This is a genomic window from Rhodococcus sp. NPDC060084 (genome assembly GCF_042730335.1).
In the GTDB taxonomy this organism is placed as follows: domain Bacteria; phylum Actinomycetota; class Actinomycetes; order Mycobacteriales; family Mycobacteriaceae; genus Rhodococcus.
Genome location: NZ_JBHWWX010000059.1, coordinates 1 through 16,837 on the forward strand (window position 1 = coordinate 1; position 16,837 = coordinate 16,837).

Annotated in this window: 17 protein-coding genes; 7 read left to right on the plus strand and 10 right to left on the minus strand. The window is 68.1% G+C overall.

The annotated features are described in order from the left end of the window. The first annotated feature begins 45 nt into the window (after nt 1-45). Complete coding sequence (locus ACFWBU_RS20180) at nt 46-612, plus strand: TetR/AcrR family transcriptional regulator (protein WP_169621898.1); 567 nt, start codon at nt 46-48, stop codon at nt 610-612. Between the two features lie 15 nt (nt 613-627). Here ACFWBU_RS20180 and ACFWBU_RS20185 read toward each other — a convergent pair whose 3' ends face one another. Further along, nucleotides 628-876, minus strand: a complete 249-nt coding sequence (locus ACFWBU_RS20185) for a helix-turn-helix domain-containing protein (protein ID WP_169621897.1) — start codon at nt 874-876, stop codon at nt 628-630. Nucleotides 877-956: 80 nt separating this feature from the next. Further along, entirely contained in the window at nt 957-2,588 is a 1,632-nt protein-coding gene (locus ACFWBU_RS20190; RefSeq protein WP_169621896.1) for an ABC-F family ATP-binding cassette domain-containing protein, read from the minus strand. 194 nt (nt 2,589-2,782) lie between these two features. Between ACFWBU_RS20190 and ACFWBU_RS20195 the strand changes: the two genes are divergently transcribed. Next, nucleotides 2,783-3,898, plus strand: a complete 1,116-nt coding sequence (locus ACFWBU_RS20195) for a lycopene cyclase family protein (protein ID WP_346765334.1) — start codon at nt 2,783-2,785, stop codon at nt 3,896-3,898. A gap of 76 nt (nt 3,899-3,974) precedes the next feature. After that, a complete protein-coding gene (locus ACFWBU_RS20200) occupies nt 3,975-4,997 on the plus strand; it encodes a Ku protein (protein ID WP_169621894.1) in 1,023 nt (340 codons plus the stop codon). A 34-nt stretch (nt 4,998-5,031) separates the two neighbouring features. Here ACFWBU_RS20200 and ACFWBU_RS20205 read toward each other — a convergent pair whose 3' ends face one another. From ACFWBU_RS20205 to ACFWBU_RS20240, 8 genes are all read right to left on the minus strand, one after another. Then, complete coding sequence (locus tag ACFWBU_RS20205) at nt 5,032-5,601, minus strand: MarR family winged helix-turn-helix transcriptional regulator (protein ID WP_346765168.1); 570 nt, start codon at nt 5,599-5,601, stop codon at nt 5,032-5,034. Between the two features lie 15 nt (nt 5,602-5,616). Next, nucleotides 5,617-6,042 (minus strand): metal-sulfur cluster assembly factor, encoded by a 426-nt coding sequence (locus ACFWBU_RS20210; RefSeq protein ID WP_169621893.1) that lies wholly within the window; start codon nt 6,040-6,042, stop codon nt 5,617-5,619. Continuing rightward, complete coding sequence (sufU, locus tag ACFWBU_RS20215) at nt 6,039-6,542, minus strand: Fe-S cluster assembly sulfur transfer protein SufU (protein ID WP_169621892.1); 504 nt, start codon at nt 6,540-6,542, stop codon at nt 6,039-6,041. The genes ACFWBU_RS20210 and sufU overlap by 4 nt, the downstream gene beginning before the upstream one ends. Beyond that, on the minus strand, nt 6,542-7,798 hold the full coding sequence (locus ACFWBU_RS20220) for a cysteine desulfurase (RefSeq protein WP_169621891.1): 1,257 nt from the start codon (nt 7,796-7,798) through the stop codon (nt 6,542-6,544). Before ACFWBU_RS20220 ends, sufU begins: the two co-directional genes overlap by 1 nt. Nucleotides 7,799-7,802: 4 nt before the next feature. After that, nucleotides 7,803-8,600: a Fe-S cluster assembly ATPase SufC gene (gene sufC, locus ACFWBU_RS20225; protein ID WP_378529070.1), complete on the minus strand. Its 798-nt coding sequence runs from the start codon at nt 8,598-8,600 to the stop codon at nt 7,803-7,805. Nucleotides 8,601-8,655: 55 nt separating this feature from the next. Next, nucleotides 8,656-9,894: a Fe-S cluster assembly protein SufD gene (sufD, locus tag ACFWBU_RS20230; protein WP_169621889.1), complete on the minus strand. Its 1,239-nt coding sequence runs from the start codon at nt 9,892-9,894 to the stop codon at nt 8,656-8,658. Beyond that, the gene (gene sufB, locus ACFWBU_RS20235) at nt 9,895-11,340 is read right to left on the minus strand and encodes a Fe-S cluster assembly protein SufB (protein ID WP_169621888.1); all 1,446 of its coding nucleotides are present in this window, start codon (nt 11,338-11,340) and stop codon (nt 9,895-9,897) included. It abuts the gene before it with no gap. 95 nt (nt 11,341-11,435) lie between these two features. Further along, complete coding sequence (locus tag ACFWBU_RS20240) at nt 11,436-12,167, minus strand: helix-turn-helix transcriptional regulator (protein ID WP_378529071.1); 732 nt, start codon at nt 12,165-12,167, stop codon at nt 11,436-11,438. 169 nt (nt 12,168-12,336) lie between these two features. Here ACFWBU_RS20240 and mptB point away from each other — a divergent pair, with 169 nt between their 5' ends. Genes mptB through ACFWBU_RS20260 form a run of 4 tightly spaced genes read left to right on the plus strand, consistent with a single transcriptional unit; the run spans nt 12,337 to nt 16,777 of the window. After that, a complete protein-coding gene (gene mptB, locus ACFWBU_RS20245; RefSeq protein WP_378529074.1) occupies nt 12,337-14,007 on the plus strand; it encodes a polyprenol phosphomannose-dependent alpha 1,6 mannosyltransferase MptB in 1,671 nt (556 codons plus the stop codon). Between the two features lie 11 nt (nt 14,008-14,018). Beyond that, on the plus strand, nt 14,019-14,963 hold the full coding sequence (locus ACFWBU_RS20250) for an ABC transporter ATP-binding protein (protein ID WP_169621885.1): 945 nt from the start codon (nt 14,019-14,021) through the stop codon (nt 14,961-14,963). Further along, a complete protein-coding gene (locus ACFWBU_RS20255; protein WP_378529072.1) occupies nt 14,960-15,757 on the plus strand; it encodes an ABC transporter permease in 798 nt (265 codons plus the stop codon). The genes ACFWBU_RS20250 and ACFWBU_RS20255 overlap by 4 nt, the downstream gene beginning before the upstream one ends. A gap of 54 nt (nt 15,758-15,811) precedes the next feature. Beyond that, on the plus strand, nt 15,812-16,777 hold the full coding sequence (locus ACFWBU_RS20260; RefSeq protein ID WP_378529073.1) for a heme A synthase: 966 nt from the start codon (nt 15,812-15,814) through the stop codon (nt 16,775-16,777). Nucleotides 16,778-16,837 lie beyond the last annotated feature (60 nt).

Consider the following 16,837-nt stretch of genomic DNA (forward strand, 5'->3'; position numbering starts at 1 on the left):
GTCTCGTCTCGGGCCCGCCGTCCACATCGGGAAAGGACGGTCGCGGTGCCCAAGGTCAGTGAGCACCACCTCGCCGCGCGCCGAAGTCAGATCCTCGACGGCGCCCGGCGTTGCTTCGCCGAATACGGCTACGACGGCGCCACCGTGCGCCGCCTCGAGGAGGCCACGGGTCTCTCCCGCGGCGCAATCTTCCACCATTTCAAAGACAAGGACGGGTTGTTCCTCGCGCTTGCGCAGGAGGACGCCAAGCGGATGGCCGACGTGGCCGCCAACGAAGGCCTGGTGCAGGTCATGCGCGACATGCTGTCCTCGCCCGACCAGTTCGACTGGCTCGGTACCCGGCTCGAGATCACGCGGCGCCTGCGGACCGATCCGGAGTTCGCCAAGGAGTGGACCCAGCACTCCGCGGAACTGACCGCTGCGACCGTCGGGCGTCTGGAACGGCAGCGCGAAGCCGGTCGCCTGCGCGACGACGTGCCCACCGAGGTTCTGGTGGGCTACCTGGACCTGGTGCTCGACGGGCTCATCGCCCGCCTCGCCTCCGGGCATGCCGAAAAGGAACTGTGCGCGGTCCTCGACCTCGTCGAAGAATCGGTGCGTCGCCGGGACTGATCCCGGCGACGTCCGTCACGCGCTCTTGTCGGCTGTTGCCCTGCGGCGATTCGGCCCACCTCGCCCGCGAAGCTGGACATCCGACTCCACCAGCACGTTGTGGACGAAACCGTAGGAACGTCCGGTTTCGTGGGCGAGGGTGCGAATGCTTGCACCTGCCTCGTAGCGGCGTTTGAGTTCCGCTTGCAATCGGTCCCGCGAATCCCCGGTGATCCGGGTTCCCTTCGCGAACGTCGTCTGGCCACGATCGGGATTTCGCACCATCGGTTCCTCCCGGCACCTCGACAAAGGTCCTGGTTCAAGGCTAAAGGACCGAAACGATCACCGAAGCGGATCGGATCGGATCATGCGAGCTGGATGAGCTCCAGGTAGTCCTGGGACCAGTGATCCTCGGTGCCGTCCGGCAGCATGATGACCCGTTCCGGGTTGAGAGCCTCGGCCGCGCCGGGATCGTGTGTCACGAGCACGACCGCCCCCTCGTAGCTGCGGAGCGCGTCGAGCACCTGCTCACGGGAGACGGGGTCGAGGTTGTTGGTCGGCTCGTCGAGGAGCAGCACGTTCGCTGCCGACGACACCAGACCCGCAAGCGCAAGCCGGGTCTTCTCGCCGCCGGACAGCGTGCCGGCCGGCTGATCGAGTTGCGGCCCGGTGAACATGAACGCACCGAGCAGACCGCGCAGATCCTGTTCACCCGCGTCGGGCGCGGCGTGGCGGATGTTCTCCCACACCGACGCCGAGTCGTCGATCGTGTCGTGCTCCTGAGCGAAGTAACCCACCTTGAGCCCGTGACCCGGCACGAGTTCGCCGAGATCGGGCTTCTCCGTCCCGGCGAGCAGACGCAGAAGCGTGGTCTTACCGGCGCCGTTGAGACCGAGGATCACCACGCGGGTGCCCCGGTCGATGGCGAGGTCGACACCCGTGAAGATCTCGAGCGACCCATAGACCTTGGTCAGGTTCTTCGCCATGAGCGGGGTCTTGCCGCACGCGGCAGGCGTGGGGAACCGGATCTTCGCGACCTTGTCCGCGACCCGCACGTCGTCGAGATCGTTGAGAAGCTTGTCGGCGCGCTTGGCCATGTTCTGCGCGGCGGTGGCCTTGGTGGCCTTCGCTCCGAGCTTGGCAGCCTGCTTGTGCAGGGCCGACGCCTTCTTCTCCGCGTTGGCGCGCTCCCGGCGCCGACGCTGTTCATCGGTAGCGCGGGCGTCGAGGTACTTCTTCCAATCCATGTTGTAGATGTCGGCTTCGCCGCGCACCGCGTCGAGGAACCAGACTTTGTTGACGACATCGGCGAGCAGATCCACGTCGTGGCTGATCACGATCAGGCCGCCGTCGTGGCTCTGCAGGAAGCCTCGCAACCAGGTGATGGAGTCGGCGTCGAGGTGGTTCGTCGGCTCGTCCAGCAGCAGGGTCGTGTTCGACTTGCCGCCCGAGCCGTCGGACGCCGCGAACAGGATGCGCGCGAGTTCCACGCGGCGGCGCTGGCCACCGGAGAGCGTGTGCAGGGCCTGGCCGAGGACGCGGTCGGGCAATCCGAGGCTGTTGCAGATGCGGGCCGCCTCCGACTCGGCCACGTATCCGCCGAGCGTCGAGAAGCGTTCCTCGAGAGATCCGTACTTCCGGACGGCACGGTCGCGGATCTTCTCGTCGACCGATTCCGCCATCAGTGCCTGTTGCTTCTCCATGCCCCGCAACAGTTCGTCGAGTCCTCGAGCGGACAGCACCCGGTCCTTCGCGAGGACGTCGAGGTTGCCCTCCTTGGGGTCCTGCGGGAGGTAACCCACTTCCCCGGATCGGATCACGGTGCCGGCATACGGCTCGCCTTCGCCCGCGAGGATCCGCAGCGTGGTGGTCTTGCCCGCGCCGTTGCGCCCCACCAGACCGATCCGATCGCCGGCCTGCACCCGCAGCGCCGACCCGGGCGCGGAGAGCAGGGTCCGCACACCTGCGCGGACTTCGAGATCGGTAGCGGTGATCACAGGCAAGAACTCCTAGACGACGACGGGGTGGGTGCCATGAACCGCGAGGCGGGGCACACGAACTACCCAGTTTACCCTGTTCGTCCGCGTTCCCAGCCGTGAGATGCACTACTACGCACGCGCGAACGCCGCTGCGGATGCCGCGTCCGGGCGCGCTTCGGCAGACTGCGCCGGCGCCCGCCTACTCTGTGGTCGTGCCTGTCTCCTCCCCCACCGACGTGCTGGTCGCCGGACTCGGTCCCGCGGGGCGGGCAGTCGCCGCCCGCGCCGCCCGCGCCGGTCTCGACGTGATCGCCGTGGATCCCCAACCGTCGCGGCGGTGGACGGCGACATACGGGGCGTGGCGGGACGAACTCCCGTCGTGGCTGCCGGAGCGCGTCACCGCGGCGGAGGTCGCCACCCCTGCGGTATGGGCCTCGACGCTCCACGAGTTGACCCGGCCGTACCGGATCCTCGACACAGCCCGGCTCCAGGACTGCCTCGATCTCGAGGAGGTGTCCGTGGTGCGCGGGCGGGTGGACACGATCGACGCGCACAGCGCGGTCCTGAGCACCGGCGACCGGATTCGCGCCCGGTACGTGATCGACGCGCGGGGGGTGCCCGCAGGCCCGGATCGCGCCGCGCAAACCGCCTTCGGGCGGGTGCTCGACGACGCCACCGCCGCATCCGCCCTGGAAGGGCAGCAGGCCTGGTTCATGGATTGGCGGCGCGACAACGGCACCGACTCCTCCGATGTCCCGTCGTTCCTGTACGCGATGCCGCTGGGCGGCGGGCTCGCCCTCCTCGAGGAAACCTGCCTGGTGGGGCGGCCGCCTCTGACGCTCCCGGAGTTGCAGCGACGACTCGACGTCCGGCTGGCGGCGCGGGGCATCGCGACCGGGGACCCGGAACGGACCGAGAAGGTGCGGTTCGCTGTGGAAGGCATCCGTAGCGAGCGCGGGGTGGTCGGATTCGGCGCGCGGGGCGGACTCATGCACCCCGCGACCGGCTATGCCGTCGCGACGGCCCTCTCCACGGCGGACGCCCTCGTCGCCTCCGTGCTCGCCGGGTCCGATCCGCGGCAGGTGCTGTGGCCGGCGTCCGCCCGTGGTGTCGCCGCGCTGCGTGGCCTGGGGCTTCGTGTGCTGCTCCGGCTCGACGCGCAGTCCGCCGCAGCCTTCTTCGACGAGTTCTTCGGTCTGCCCACCGAGCAACAGCGGGCCTACCTCTCCGGCCGCACCGATCTCACGGCCGTCGCCGGCACGATGTGGACGCTCTTCCGACGTCTGCCGGGACCCCTGCGCGGCGCTGTTCTGCGCTCGGCGTGGTGACGCACGTCTCTGCGACACCCGGACCGATTTCGGCTTCTTTTCAGCGCATGTCCGGATCGTCGATCATGATGGAGAGATGCGGTCGATTTGGAAAGGTGCCATCGCGTTCGGCCTCGTCAACGTGCCGGTCAAAGTGTATTCGGCAACCGAGTCCCACGACATCAAGTTCCACCAGGTGCACGCCAAGGACGGCGGACGCATCAAGTACCAGCGTGTGTGTTCCGAATGCGGGGAAGTAGTCCCGTTCCAGGAGATCGACAAGGCGTACGACTCCGACAACGGTGAGCGGGTCGTCCTGACCGACGAGGACTTCGAGAAGCTGCCCGCAGCGGAGAAACACGAGATCCCGGTGCTGGAATTCGTGCCGTCCGAGCAGATCGACCCGATGCTCTTCGAGAAGTCGTACTATCTCGAACCGGATTCCACGTCGCCGAAGGCGTATGCCCTGCTGGCCGCGACCCTCGACCAGAGCGACCGGATCGCGCTGGTGCATTTCACCCTGCGGCAGCGCACCCGACTCGCCGCGCTGCGCAACCGGGACGGACTGCTGGTGTTGCAGACGCTCCTGTGGCCGGACGAGGTCCGCGCCGCCGAGTTCCCGTCGCTCGACGGGGTCGAGAAACCGAAGCCGCGAGAACTGGCGATGGCGGAGACACTCGTCGAGTCGATGTCGGGCGATTTCGATCCCACCGAGTTCACCGACGAATACCAGGTCGAACTGCGGGCCCTGATCGACGACGCCCTCGCGCGTGGCGGCGAGAAAGTGTTCCAGGTCGCCGAGCCGGACTCCGGCGGTGAGGACGCCGAAGTGCTCGATCTTGTTGCCGCGCTCCAGCGCAGCGTCGAGGCCGCGGGCACGGGGTCCGGTCGCACGTCCGGTAGGGCGTCGGAGGAAAAGTCGTCCGGGTCGTCCTCTGCGAAGAAGACCACCGCGAAGAAGACAGCAGCCAAGAAAACACCGGCCAAGAACGCCGGCGGCAAGGACTCGTCGAGCGACGGGTCTGCGGCGAAGAAGACGACCGCAAAGAAAACACCGGCGAAGAAGACTGCCGCCAAGAAGTCCCCGGCGAAGAAGAGCAGCGAACGCAAAGGCGCGTGACGCCGCGGGTCCTGCGACGGCCGCCCTCGTCGGTTCAGTCCATGGACTCCCCGAGGCGGTGCAGCAGGACGGTGAGTTCGCGAATGTCCGCGGTCTCCCACCCCGACAGCCGCTGACGCCACAGTTCGGTCTCGTCGCCCAGGATCTCGTCGAGTTTGCGTCGGCAGTCCGGGTCGAGTGCCACCAGGCGGGCACGCGCGTCGTCCGGGTCGGGGATGCGTTCGACCAGCCCGAGGCGTGCAGCGCTGTCGATGCGGCGGGTGAGCGTCGATTTCTCGATCGCCAACTCTGCGAGCAGATCCGACATCGCGACCGCGTCGGCACGGCGCAGCATCAGCAACATCGGGTAGCAGACCGGGTCCAGCTTCGGGTGCACCGCGCGGGCCCGCTCGGCGATCAGCCTTCGGAAACGCCGTACCACCGCGATCATCTCGTGCTCGAGCGCGACGACGGGATCGGCGGCTACCTCGGCGCCCGGTCCGGGCTCGACGGCCCCGCCCGGTCCGGGCTCGACGGCCCCGCCCGGTCCGGGCTCGACGGCCCCGCCCGGTCCGGGCGGGACGCTACCGCCGTCCTCGTCTGCTCGGATATCCGTGTCGGTCACGAAGATCCGCAACTGTCACACGGTGAAGCCGAGCGCGCGCAGCTGCTCGCGACCGTCATCGGTGATCTTGTCGGGGCCCCACGGCGGCATCCACACCCAGTTGATGCGGAGGTCGGGGCACAGGCCGCTGCGCACGAGCGCATTGCGTGCCTGGTCCTCGATCACATCGGTGAGCGGGCACGCGGCCGAGGTGAGAGTCATGTCGACCGTGACGGCGTCTTCGGACTCGGAGATGCCGTACACCAGCCCGAGGTCGACCACGTTGATGCCGAGTTCCGGGTCGACGACATCGCGCATCGCCTCTTCGAGCTCGTCGAGCCGGACCGGATCCAGCGGTGGCACCGTGTCGGCGACCAGCGTCGTGGTGTCTCCGCTGGTGTCGTCGGATGCGGGTGTTGTGGCGCTCTCGGGGTTCGAGGTGCCGGGGGCGGGTTCTGTCATCGGTTCTGTCCTCCGCTCGAAACGGTGTCGGCGTCGCCGGTCCCGAGGCCGGCAGCGTCGCTGCTCCGGTCCACGATCTGCGCGACGGCGTCCTTGAAAGCCATCCAGCCCAGCAGTGCGCACTTGACGCGTGCCGGGTACTTCGACACACCGGCGAAGGCTATGCCGTCACCGAGCACGTCCTCGTCACCTTCGACGGTGCCTCGGCTACCCACCATCTCGACGAAGCTGTCGACCGTCGCGAGTGCGTCGGCGACGGGCATCCCGATCACCTGATCGGTGAGAACCGAGGTGGCGGCCTGGCTGATGGAACAGCCCTGACCGTCGTACGACACGTCGGCCACAGCACCGCCGTCGAGATGCACGCGCAGTGTCACCTCGTCGCCGCACGTCGGATTGACGTGGTGCACCTCTGCGCCGTACGGCTCTCGCAACCCGCGGTGGTGCGGGCGCTTGTAATGGTCCAGGATGACCTCCTGGTACATCTGCTCCATCCGCATCAGCCACGCTCCCCGAAGAATTCCTGGGCGCGCCGCACGGCTGCGCCGAGCGCCCGAACCTCGTCGAGCGTGTTGTACACCGCGAACGACGCGCGAGCGGTCGCCGCGACCCCGAAGCGGCGGTGCAACGGCCACGCGCAGTGGTGACCCACCCGGATCTCCACGCCCTCGTCGTCGAGGATCTGCCCGAGATCGTGGGCGTGGATGCCGTCGACGACGAACGACACTGCGCCGCCACGCTGCTCGGCGGTGGTGGGCCCGATGATGCGCACGCCGGCGATGTCACCGAGTTCGGTGAGCGCCGCGGCGGTCAACTCGTGCTCGTGGGCTGCCACCGCGTCCATGCCGATGTCCTGCAGGTACCGCACTGCGGCACCGAGCCCGACGGCCTGCGACGACATGGGCGAGCCGGCCTCGAATCGCTGCGGGGGTGCCGCGAACGTGGTGGCGTCCATGGTGACCGTCTCGATCATCGAGCCACCGGTGATGAACGGCGGAACGTCGGCGAGCAGGTCGCGGCGGCCGTACAGCACGCCGATCCCGGACGGGCCGAGCATCTTGTGCCCGGAGAACGCGGCGAAGTCGACGCCGAGTTCCCGGAAGTCCACCGCCGCGTGCGGCACCGACTGGCAGGCGTCGAGCACGACGAGCGCTCCGACCGTCCGTGCCCGCCGGACGATCTCCTCGACGGGTGCGACGGCGCCGGTGACGTTGGACTGATGCGAGAACGCCACCACCTTGACGGCGTCGGTGAGCTCGAGCGAGTCGAGGTCGATCCGGCCCTCGTCCGTGACGCCGTACCAGCGCAACGTCGCGCCGGTACGCCGCGCGAGTTCCTGCCAGGGCACGAGGTTCGCATGATGCTCGAGCTCGGTGACCACGATCTCGTCACCGGGGCCGAGCGCATGCGGGAAACGATCGTCGGCGAAGGCGTACGCCACCAGGTTGAGCGCCTCGGTGGCGTTCTTGGTGAACACCACCTCGTCGGCGTCGACACCGACGAAGCCGGCGATGACGGCGCGGGCACCTTCGTAGGCGTCCGTCGCTTCCTCCGACAACGCGTGCGCGCCTCGGTGGACCGCGGCGTTGCAGGTCGTGAGGAACTCACGTTCGGCGTCGAGGACCTGGACGGGCCGCTGCGACGTCGCACCCGAGTCGAGGTAGACCAGTGGCTTGTCGTCGCGCACCGTCCGCCCGAGGATCGGGAAGTCGGCCCTGATCCGGGCGACGTCGAGCGTCCGCACCGGCACCGTCATCCGATCACGCTCCCTGTGTGTCTGCGGCTGCAGCGTGGGTGAAGCGCTCGTAGCCGTTGGTCTCGAGTTCGTCGGCGAGTTCGGGGCCACCGGACTGGACGATGCGGCCACCGACGAACACATGGACGAACTGCGGCTTGATGTACCGCAGGATCCGGGTGTAGTGGGTGATCAGCAGAACGCCGCCGTGCTCACGTTCCTGGTAGCGGTTCACGCCTTCGGACACCACACGCAGGGCGTCCACGTCGAGGCCGGAGTCGGTCTCGTCGAGGATCGCGATGCGCGGCTTGATGAGTCCGAGCTGGAGAATCTCGTGGCGCTTCTTTTCGCCGCCGGAGAAACCTTCGTTGACGCTGCGCTCACCGAAAGCGGGGTCGATGTCGAGTTCGGTCATCGCTCCATTCACTTCCTTGATCCAGTGACGGAGCTTGGGAGCCTCGCCCCGGGCCGCCGTCACGGCGGTGCGCAGGAAGTTCGACATCGAGACGCCGGGGACCTCGACGGGGTACTGCATCGCGAGGAACAGTCCGGCGCGGGCACGCTCGTCGACGGTCATCGCCAGCACGTCTTCACCGTTGAGGGTGATGCTGCCGGAGGTCACCTCGTACTTGGGGTGCCCGGCGATCGCGTACGACAGGGTGGACTTGCCGGAGCCGTTGGGCCCCATGATGGCGTGCGTCTCGCCGGAGCGGACGGTGAGGTCGACGCCCTTGAGGATGTCGATGGGCTCGGCGTTCGCATCGGTCTGGGCGACGCGAACGTGCAGGTCCTTGATCTCGAGGACGTTCTCAGGTGTGGACATCGATCAGTGGTTCCTTAAAGAAGAAGTATCGGGGTTACGGGTCGTGCGGAGCCGGTCAGACGCCGACTGCCTCGAGCTCTGCTTCGATGGCGGCCTCGAGACGCTCGCGAATCTCGGGCACCGTGATCCGCTCGAGCAGCTCGTGGAAGAAGCCGCGCACGACGAGGCGGCGCGCCTGATCTTCCGGGATACCGCGCGACCGCAGGTAAAACAGCTGCTCGTCGTCGAAACGGCCGGTCGCGGAGGCGTGGCCGGCACCGACGATCTCGCCTGTCTCGATCTCGAGGTTGGGCACCGAATCTGCGCGGGCACCGTCGGTGAGCACGAGATTGCGGTTGAGCTCGAACGTGTCGGTGCCTTCGGCCGCGGCACGGATGAGCACGTCGCCGATCCACACGGTGTGCGCGTCCGGCTTTCCCGAACCGGGATCGCCCTGCAGAGCGCCCTTGTAGACCACGTTCGACTTGCAGTTGGGCTGCGAGTGGTCGACGAGCAGACGCTGTTCGAGGTGCTGTCCGGCATCCGCGAAGTAGAGTCCGAGCAACTCGGCGTCGCCGCCGGGCCCGTCGTACTTGGTGGTCGCGGAGACGCGGACCAGATCACCGCCGAGCGCGACGGTGAAGTGACGCAGCACGGCGTCGCGGCCCAGCCGTGCGTGATGCGCGGCGACATGGACGGCGTCGTCGGCCCAGTCCTGCACCGCGACGACCTTGAGCTGCGCGCTGTCGCCGACGATGAACTCGACGTTCTCGGCGTACGTGCCGCTCCCCCGCTGGTCCACGACCACGGTGGCCCGGGCGAACGCCTCGAGGCGGACCTGCAGGTGCCCGTAGGCGACCTTGCCCTCGCCCGGCCCGGTGACCGTGACGACGACGGGATCGGCGATCTCGGTTTCGCGGCCGACGGTGACGACGGTCGCGGACTCGAACGATGAGTACGCCTGTGCGGCGACGCGGTCGAACGGGACACCGCCCTGGCCGAGTCGTGCGTCGTCGCGGCCCACGGTCTCGATCCGGACGCCGTCGACGGGAGCGACCTCGACGGTGGCGGTGCCGTCGGCGACGGCACTGCCGTCGTGCAGTCCGCGCAGGCGGCGCAGCGGCGTGAAGCGCCAGATCTCGTCGCGTCCGGAGGGAACTTCGAAAGCGTTCACGTCGAACGACGTGAACACCTCACCCTTGTTGGTTGCCGGCTTGCCGGACGGGGCGCGGTTCTCGCCGCGCACCGCGTCCTGGACACCGGTGGCGCCTGTCGGCGCACCGGTGGTGGGAATGTTCTTCGCTTCCGCAGTCATTTAGCCGACTGCCCCTTCCATCTGCAGTTCGATCAGTCGGTTGAGCTCGAGGGCGTACTCCATCGGCAGCTCCTTCGCGATGGGCTCGACGAATCCGCGAACCACCATCGCCATCGCCTCGTCCTCGTTGAGGCCGCGGCTCATGAGGTAGAACAGCTGGTCGTCGCTCACCTTGGACACGGTGGCCTCGTGACCCATGGTCACGTCGTCCTCGCGGATGTCCACGTACGGGTAGGTGTCCGAGCGGCTGATCTGGTCGACGAGCAGTGCGTCGCACTTGACGGTCGACTTGGACCCGTAGGCGCCCTTGTTGACCTGCACGAGACCGCGGTACGACGCGCGTCCGCCACCGCGGGCCACCGACTTCGACACGATGGTCGACGACGTGTGCGGAGCCAGGTGCAGCATCTTCGCGCCCGTGTCCTGGTGCTGGCCCTCACCGGCGAACGCCACGGAGAGCACCTCACCGCGGGCGTGCTCGCCCATCATCCACACTGCCGGGTACTTCATCGTCACCTTGGAACCGATGTTGCCGTCGATCCATTCCATCGAGCCGCCGGCCTCGACCTTGGTGCGCTTGGTCACCAGGTTGTAGACGTTGTTCGACCAGTTCTGGATCGTCGTGTAGCGGCAGTGGCCGCCCTTCTTGACGATGATCTCGACCACGGCGGAGTGCAGCGAGTCGGACTTGTAGATCGGCGCGGTGCAGCCCTCGACGTAGTGCACGGAGGCACCCTCGTCGACGATGATCAGGGTCCGCTCGAACTGACCCATGTTCTCGGTGTTGATCCGGAAGTACGCCTGGAGCGGGATGTCGACGTGCACACCCGGCGGAACGTAGATGAACGAGCCGCCCGACCACACCGCGGTGTTGAGCGCCGAGAACTTGTTGTCACCGGCCGGGATCACCGTGCCGAAGTACTCGCGGAACAGCTCGGGGTGCTCGCGCAGACCGGAGTCGGTGTCGAGGAAGATGACGCCCTGCTGTTCGAGGTCCTCACGGATCTGGTGATAGACGACCTCGGACTCGTACTGGGCTGCGACACCGGAGATCAGCCGCTGCTTCTCGGCCTCGGGGATGCCCAGCTTGTCGTAGGTGTTCTTGATGTCCGCGGGCAACTCGTCCCAGCTCGCGGCCTGCTTCTCGGTCGAGCGCACGAAGTACTTGATGTTGTCGAAGTCGATCCCGTCGAGATCCGACCCCCAGCCCGGCATCGGCTTCTTGTCGAAGGTGCGCAGTGCCTTGAGGCGAATGTCGAGCATCCACTCGGGCTCGCTCTTCTTGGCCGAGATGTCCCGCACGACGTGCTCGGACAGGCCTCGTTGCGCTGCAGCGCCTGCGGCGTCGGGGTCCGACCAGCCGAACTGGTAGTGACCGAGAGAATCGATCGTCTCTTCTTGCGTCAGCGGTGCGCCGGTGGACGTCTGGTCCGAGGTGACGGTCATGCGAGCTCCTTCCGGAGTCTGTGGTGTGGTCGGCGTGGGCTGCGCGCCGACTGTCATCGGGTAGTTCACGAAGTCGGGGGTGGTTCCTGCAGGCGTCAAGAGCTCGGCGGCTCCTTGGCCGGGAGGACCGGCACGTGGGTGGTGCAGAACGCGTCGCCGTTGGCGATGGTCGCGAGCCGCTGCACGTGGGTTCCGAGGATCTCCACGAACGCCTCCTCTTCCGCTTCGCACAGTTCCGGGAACTGCTCGGCCACGTGGGACACGGGGCAATGGTGCTGGCAGATCTGTACGCCCGGGCCGACCCGGCGGGTGGACGCCGCGAATCCCGATGCGGAGAAGGCTCCGGCGATCTCTTCGGCGGTTTCTTCCACGTCCTGACCGGCGGGGTCGATCCCGCTGAGGATCGACTGGACGCGCCGGCGCGCGAAGTCCTCGATTGCGGCTTCGCCGCCGATCTCACGCAGGTGGCGCATGGCGGCAGTGGCAAGATCGTCGTAGGAGTGGCCGAGCCGCGCACGGCCGACGGCCGTGAGCTGGAAGCGTCGCGCGGGTCTGCCCCTGCCGCGGCCCTGCCGGCGTGACGGTGCGGCGGCCTCGGCTTCACCCGATTCGATCAGGGCGTCGAGGTGGCGACGCACGCCTGCCGCGCTGAGTCCGAGTCGCTCCCCGATTTCGGGTGCGGTGATGGGTCCGTGTTCGACGAGAAGCTTCACCACCGCGGCGCGGGTCTGACCTTCGTGTGCATCGCGACCGGTCGCAGCAGCGCGCGCGACAGGCGCGTGACCTGTGCGTTCTGCTTGCACGTCGAGTGCGGTCGATGATTTCACAACACCAGTGTGACGGAATTCAGGAAACTGTTCCACCAAGGGTGCCCTTCCTCACCCTTCGATCCCGGAGCCGTCCGGTGCCGCGGACGCCGCCCGTTACGCTGCTCGGGTGCCGTCGAACCCACCCCTCAGTCCGAGCGAGAACCCGGTCGCGGCGGGGCGACCCGGCATCGGGCCGCGCATCCTCGACCTGACGCGACGCGCACTCGGACTCGACCGTCCGAGTCCCCGGGCCGACGTCTCCGTCGTGCTGCACGGCGACGAGACCGAGGGTCGTGGGCTCGATCCGGTCGAGACCACGCAGCTGCACCGGATCAGGCTGTTCGGTGCGACCGGCGCCGTACTGATGGCGATCGGTGCGCTCGGCGCCGGGGCGCAACCCGTCCTGCAGAATCCGGTGCAGGGAGTCCGCGGACTCGGCCTGGCCGCACGGATGCCCAGTGCGGCACTGACGGTGACGATGACGGGCATCGTGCTTGTGGTGCTCGCCTGGCTTCTGCTGGGCCGATTCGCCATCGGCCGCCGCGACCCGGACGGACAACCACGCCGGCTGACGCGCTCCCAGCTCGACCGGACGCTGTTGCTGTGGATCGTGCCGCTCGTCGTCGCACCGCCGATGTTCAGCAAGGACGTGTATTCCTATCTCGCGCAGAGCGAGATCGCCGCGCGCGGACTGGATCCGTATGCCATCGGTCCCGCCGGTGCGCTCGGAGTCGACCATGTGCTGACGCGGACGGTGCCCAACATCTGGCGCGACACCTCGGCGCCCTACGGCCCGGCATTCCTGTGGCTCGGCGAGAAGATCGCGGCACTCACCGGCGAGAACATCGTCGCCGGAATCTTCGTACACCGGCTCTTCGCGCTGGTCGGGGTCGCATTGATCGTGTGGGCGCTGCCTCGGCTGGCGCGACGCTGCGGGGTCGCGTCCGTGAGCGCACTGTGGCTCGGCGCCGCGAACCCGCTGCTGCTCTTCCACCTGGTTGCCGGCGTCCACAACGAGGCACTGATGCTCGGCCTCATGCTCACCGGCGTGGAACTGGCGCTGCGCGGCGTCTACGGCGACACCCCGGACGGCCGCGCGTACCGCAACCGCGCGACGGCCTGGATCGCCGCGGGTACCGCGCTCATCGCGCTCTCCGCCATGATCAAGTTGCCCTCACTACTCGCACTCGGTTTCGTGGGCATGGCCCTCGCGCGGAGGCGAGGCGGCGGCGTCCGCGCAGTTGTGACCACGGCGGTGATGCTCGGGATCGGCGCCGTACTGGTGATCGGCGTCGTCAGCTGGGGCAGCGGCCTGGGCCTGGGATGGACGCAGACTCTCGGGACCGCCACCGAGGTCCGCAGCTGGATGTCGATTCCGACACTGCTCGGGATGGGCACGGGGCTCGGCGGGGTCCTGCTCGGTCTCGGCGACCACACGACGGCTGTGTTGTCCATCACGCGCCCCATCGCCGCCGTGGTCGCCGCGTTCATCACGGTGCGGATGCTGCTGGCAACCCTGACGGGACGGATCCACCCCGTCGGCGCGCTCGGCGTCTCGCTCGGCGCGATCGTGCTCCTGTTCCCGGTGGTGCAGCCCTGGTACCTGCTCTGGGCGGTGATTTCCCTGGCCGCGTGGGCGACCCGCCCGATCTTCCGCATTCCCACGATCGCGTTCTCGTCGGTGGTGAGCGTGATCCTGATGCCGAACGGCGGCGAGTATCAGCCGTTCATCATCGTGCAGGCCGCCATCGCCACCATCGCGGTGGTGGGTCTGCTCATCGTCGCGACGCGCAACATCCTGCCGTGGCGGGGTGAGGAGCGCGCACCGGCGCGCCCGCCGGAAACCGCCGACGCCTAGGCTGGAACCCTGTGACCCCGAGTTCTCCCTCCGCCGCAGTGCCGGCCGTGCGCCTGGACGGCGTTGTGAAGACCTATGGGGGCGTCACCGCGGTGGACCGCCTCGACCTGACGGTCGAACGCGCCCAGGTGCTCGCCCTGCTCGGCCCGAACGGCGCCGGGAAGACGACCACCGTCGAGATGTGCGAGGGGTTCGTGACCCCCGATGCGGGCTCCGTCCGAGTGCTCGGACTCGATCCGGTCGCCGACTCCGACGCGCTGCGACCACGGATCGGCGTGATGCTGCAAGGCGGCGGCGCCTACCCCGGGTCCCGTGCGGGCGAGATGCTCGACCTCGTGGCCGCCTACTCGGCAGATCCCCTCGATCCGGACTGGTTGCTCCATCGTCTCGGCCTGGAGGAAGCGCGGCGTACCCCCTACCGGCGGTTGTCCGGAGGCCAGCAGCAGCGTCTCGCGCTGGCGTGCGCCCTGGTCGGCCGACCCGAACTGGTGTTCCTCGACGAGCCCACAGCCGGTCTCGACGCACAGGCCCGGCTGCTGGTCTGGGAATTGATCGATGCGTTGCGCCGCGACGGCGTGAGCGTGCTGCTGACCACGCACCTGATGGACGAAGCCGAAGAACTCGCCGACGAAATCGTGATCATCGATCACGGCAGCGTCGTGGCGGCGGGAACCCCGGAAGAAGTCATGCGCACCGGCGCGGAGGGCCAGTTGTGGGTGACGGCCCCGCCCGCTCTCGACGTGGCACCGCTGCAATCCGCGCTGACCGGCACCTGCCGGGTCCGCGAAGCACTCCCCGGCCGCTACCTGATCGAAGGTGCGGTCGAACCGTCCGTCGTCGCCGCGGCAGCGCAGTGGTGCGAGAAGCTGGGTGTGCTGGCCACCGAGATCCGGGTGGACCAGCGCAGCCTCGAGGACGTGTTCCTCGAACTGACCGGACGGGAGCTGAGAGGGTGAGCGTGACCCACGACCGACTGGCGAACAATCGATTCGCCGAGGGGACCTTCACGCCCCGTCCCACTCCGAATGCGCCGGCGAGGATGCTCGCGGCGCAGACGCGGATGGAGCTGAAACTACTGCTGCGCAACGGCGAGCAGTTGCTGCTGACGATGTTCATCCCCATCACGCTGCTGATCGGTCTCACCCTGCTGCCGATCGCCGATCTCGGTGAGGACCGTGCCGCCCGCGTTCTTCCCGCCGTGATGATGGTGGCGATCATGTCGACCGCCTTCACCGGGCAAGCGATCGCCGTCGGATTCGACCGCAGATACGGTGCATTGAAAAGAATCGGTGCGACCGCACTCCCGAAGTGGGGCATCATCGCAGGTAAAAGCGGTGCTGTCGGGATCGTAGTGGTGCTGCAATCAGTTCTCCTCGGAGGAATCGGCGTCGCGCTCGGATGGCGGCCCACCGCGGTGGGACTGCTCGTCGGCGCCGTCGTGATCGCGCTCGGAACGGTGATGTTCGCGACCCTCGGACTGTTGCTCGGCGGCACGTTGCGGGCCGAGATCGTGCTCGCGCTGGCGAACATCGTCTGGTTCGTGCTCCTCGGAATCGGCAGCATCGTGCTGCTCGACGATGTCGTTCCGGACGCGCTGCTGCATGTCGTGCGCCTCGTGCCGTCGGGCGCGCTGACGCTGGCGCTCGACACCGCCGTGGCGGGCGGCGTGGACTGGCTGTCGATCGCCGTTCTGGTGGTGTGGACGGCGATCGGCGGGACCGCCGCTGTGAGATGGTTCCGGTTCACCTGATCGGCGCAGCACCCAACTACACGTTGTAGTGGACGACGCCGTAGCATCGGGGCCGTGTTGTATCGCGGCTACCTGAGCCTTGTCGACCGTCTCCCCTTGCCGTCTCTCCGGGCGCAGCGGATCATCGCGTTCCTGACGATCCTCACCCAGGGCGGCATCGCAGTGACCGGTTCCGTGGTCCGCGTGACCGCGTCCGGGCTCGGCTGCCCCACCTGGCCGCAGTGCTTCCCGGGATCGCTGGTCCCGGTCGGGGTGTCGAGCAACGTCCACACCCTGCACCAGGTCGTCGAGTTCGGAAACAGACTGCTCACGTTCGTGGTCGTCGCTGTCGCGGCGGCGATCGTCCTCGCTGTGACCCGGGCGCGCCGTCGCAAGGAAGTGATCGCGTGGGCGTGGCTGATGCCCGCCGGCACGGTCGTCCAGGCGATCCTCGGCGGAATCACCGTCCTCGCGGGCCTGGTGTGGTGGACCGTGGCGATCCACATGCTCGCTTCCATGCTGATGGTCTGGCTCGCAGTGATCCTCTACGCCAAGGTCGGCGAACCGGACGACGGGATCGTCGTGCAGGTGCTGCCCCAGCCGTTGCGCTGGCTCACCGCTCTGTCCGCCGTCGCGCTGGCGGGCGTCCTCGTCCTGGGCACCATGGTGACCGGTGCGGGACCACACGCCGGTGACAAGAGCATCGACAACCCGGTGCCTCGCCTCGACCTCGACATCACGATGCTGGTTCACCTGCACGCGGAAGCACTCGTCGGCTATCTCGCACTGCTCGTCGGCCTCGCGTTCGCCGTGTACGCCCTCCACGCCCCCAAAGCGGTCAAGACCCGACTGAAGGTCGTCCTCGCCCTCGTCGCCGCCCAGGCATGTATCGGACTCGTGCAGTTCTGGACCGACGTGCCTGCCGTGCTGGTCGTGCTGCACGTCGCCGGCGCCGGGCTGTGCACCGCCGCGACCGCCGCCGTCTGGGCCGCCGGACGGATCCGGACCACCGCACCGGTGCCCGAACCGGTCACCGTCTGACTCCTCACAGACCGTCCCCCATACAGACCTCGGGGCCGTCCACATCGACGATGTGGACCC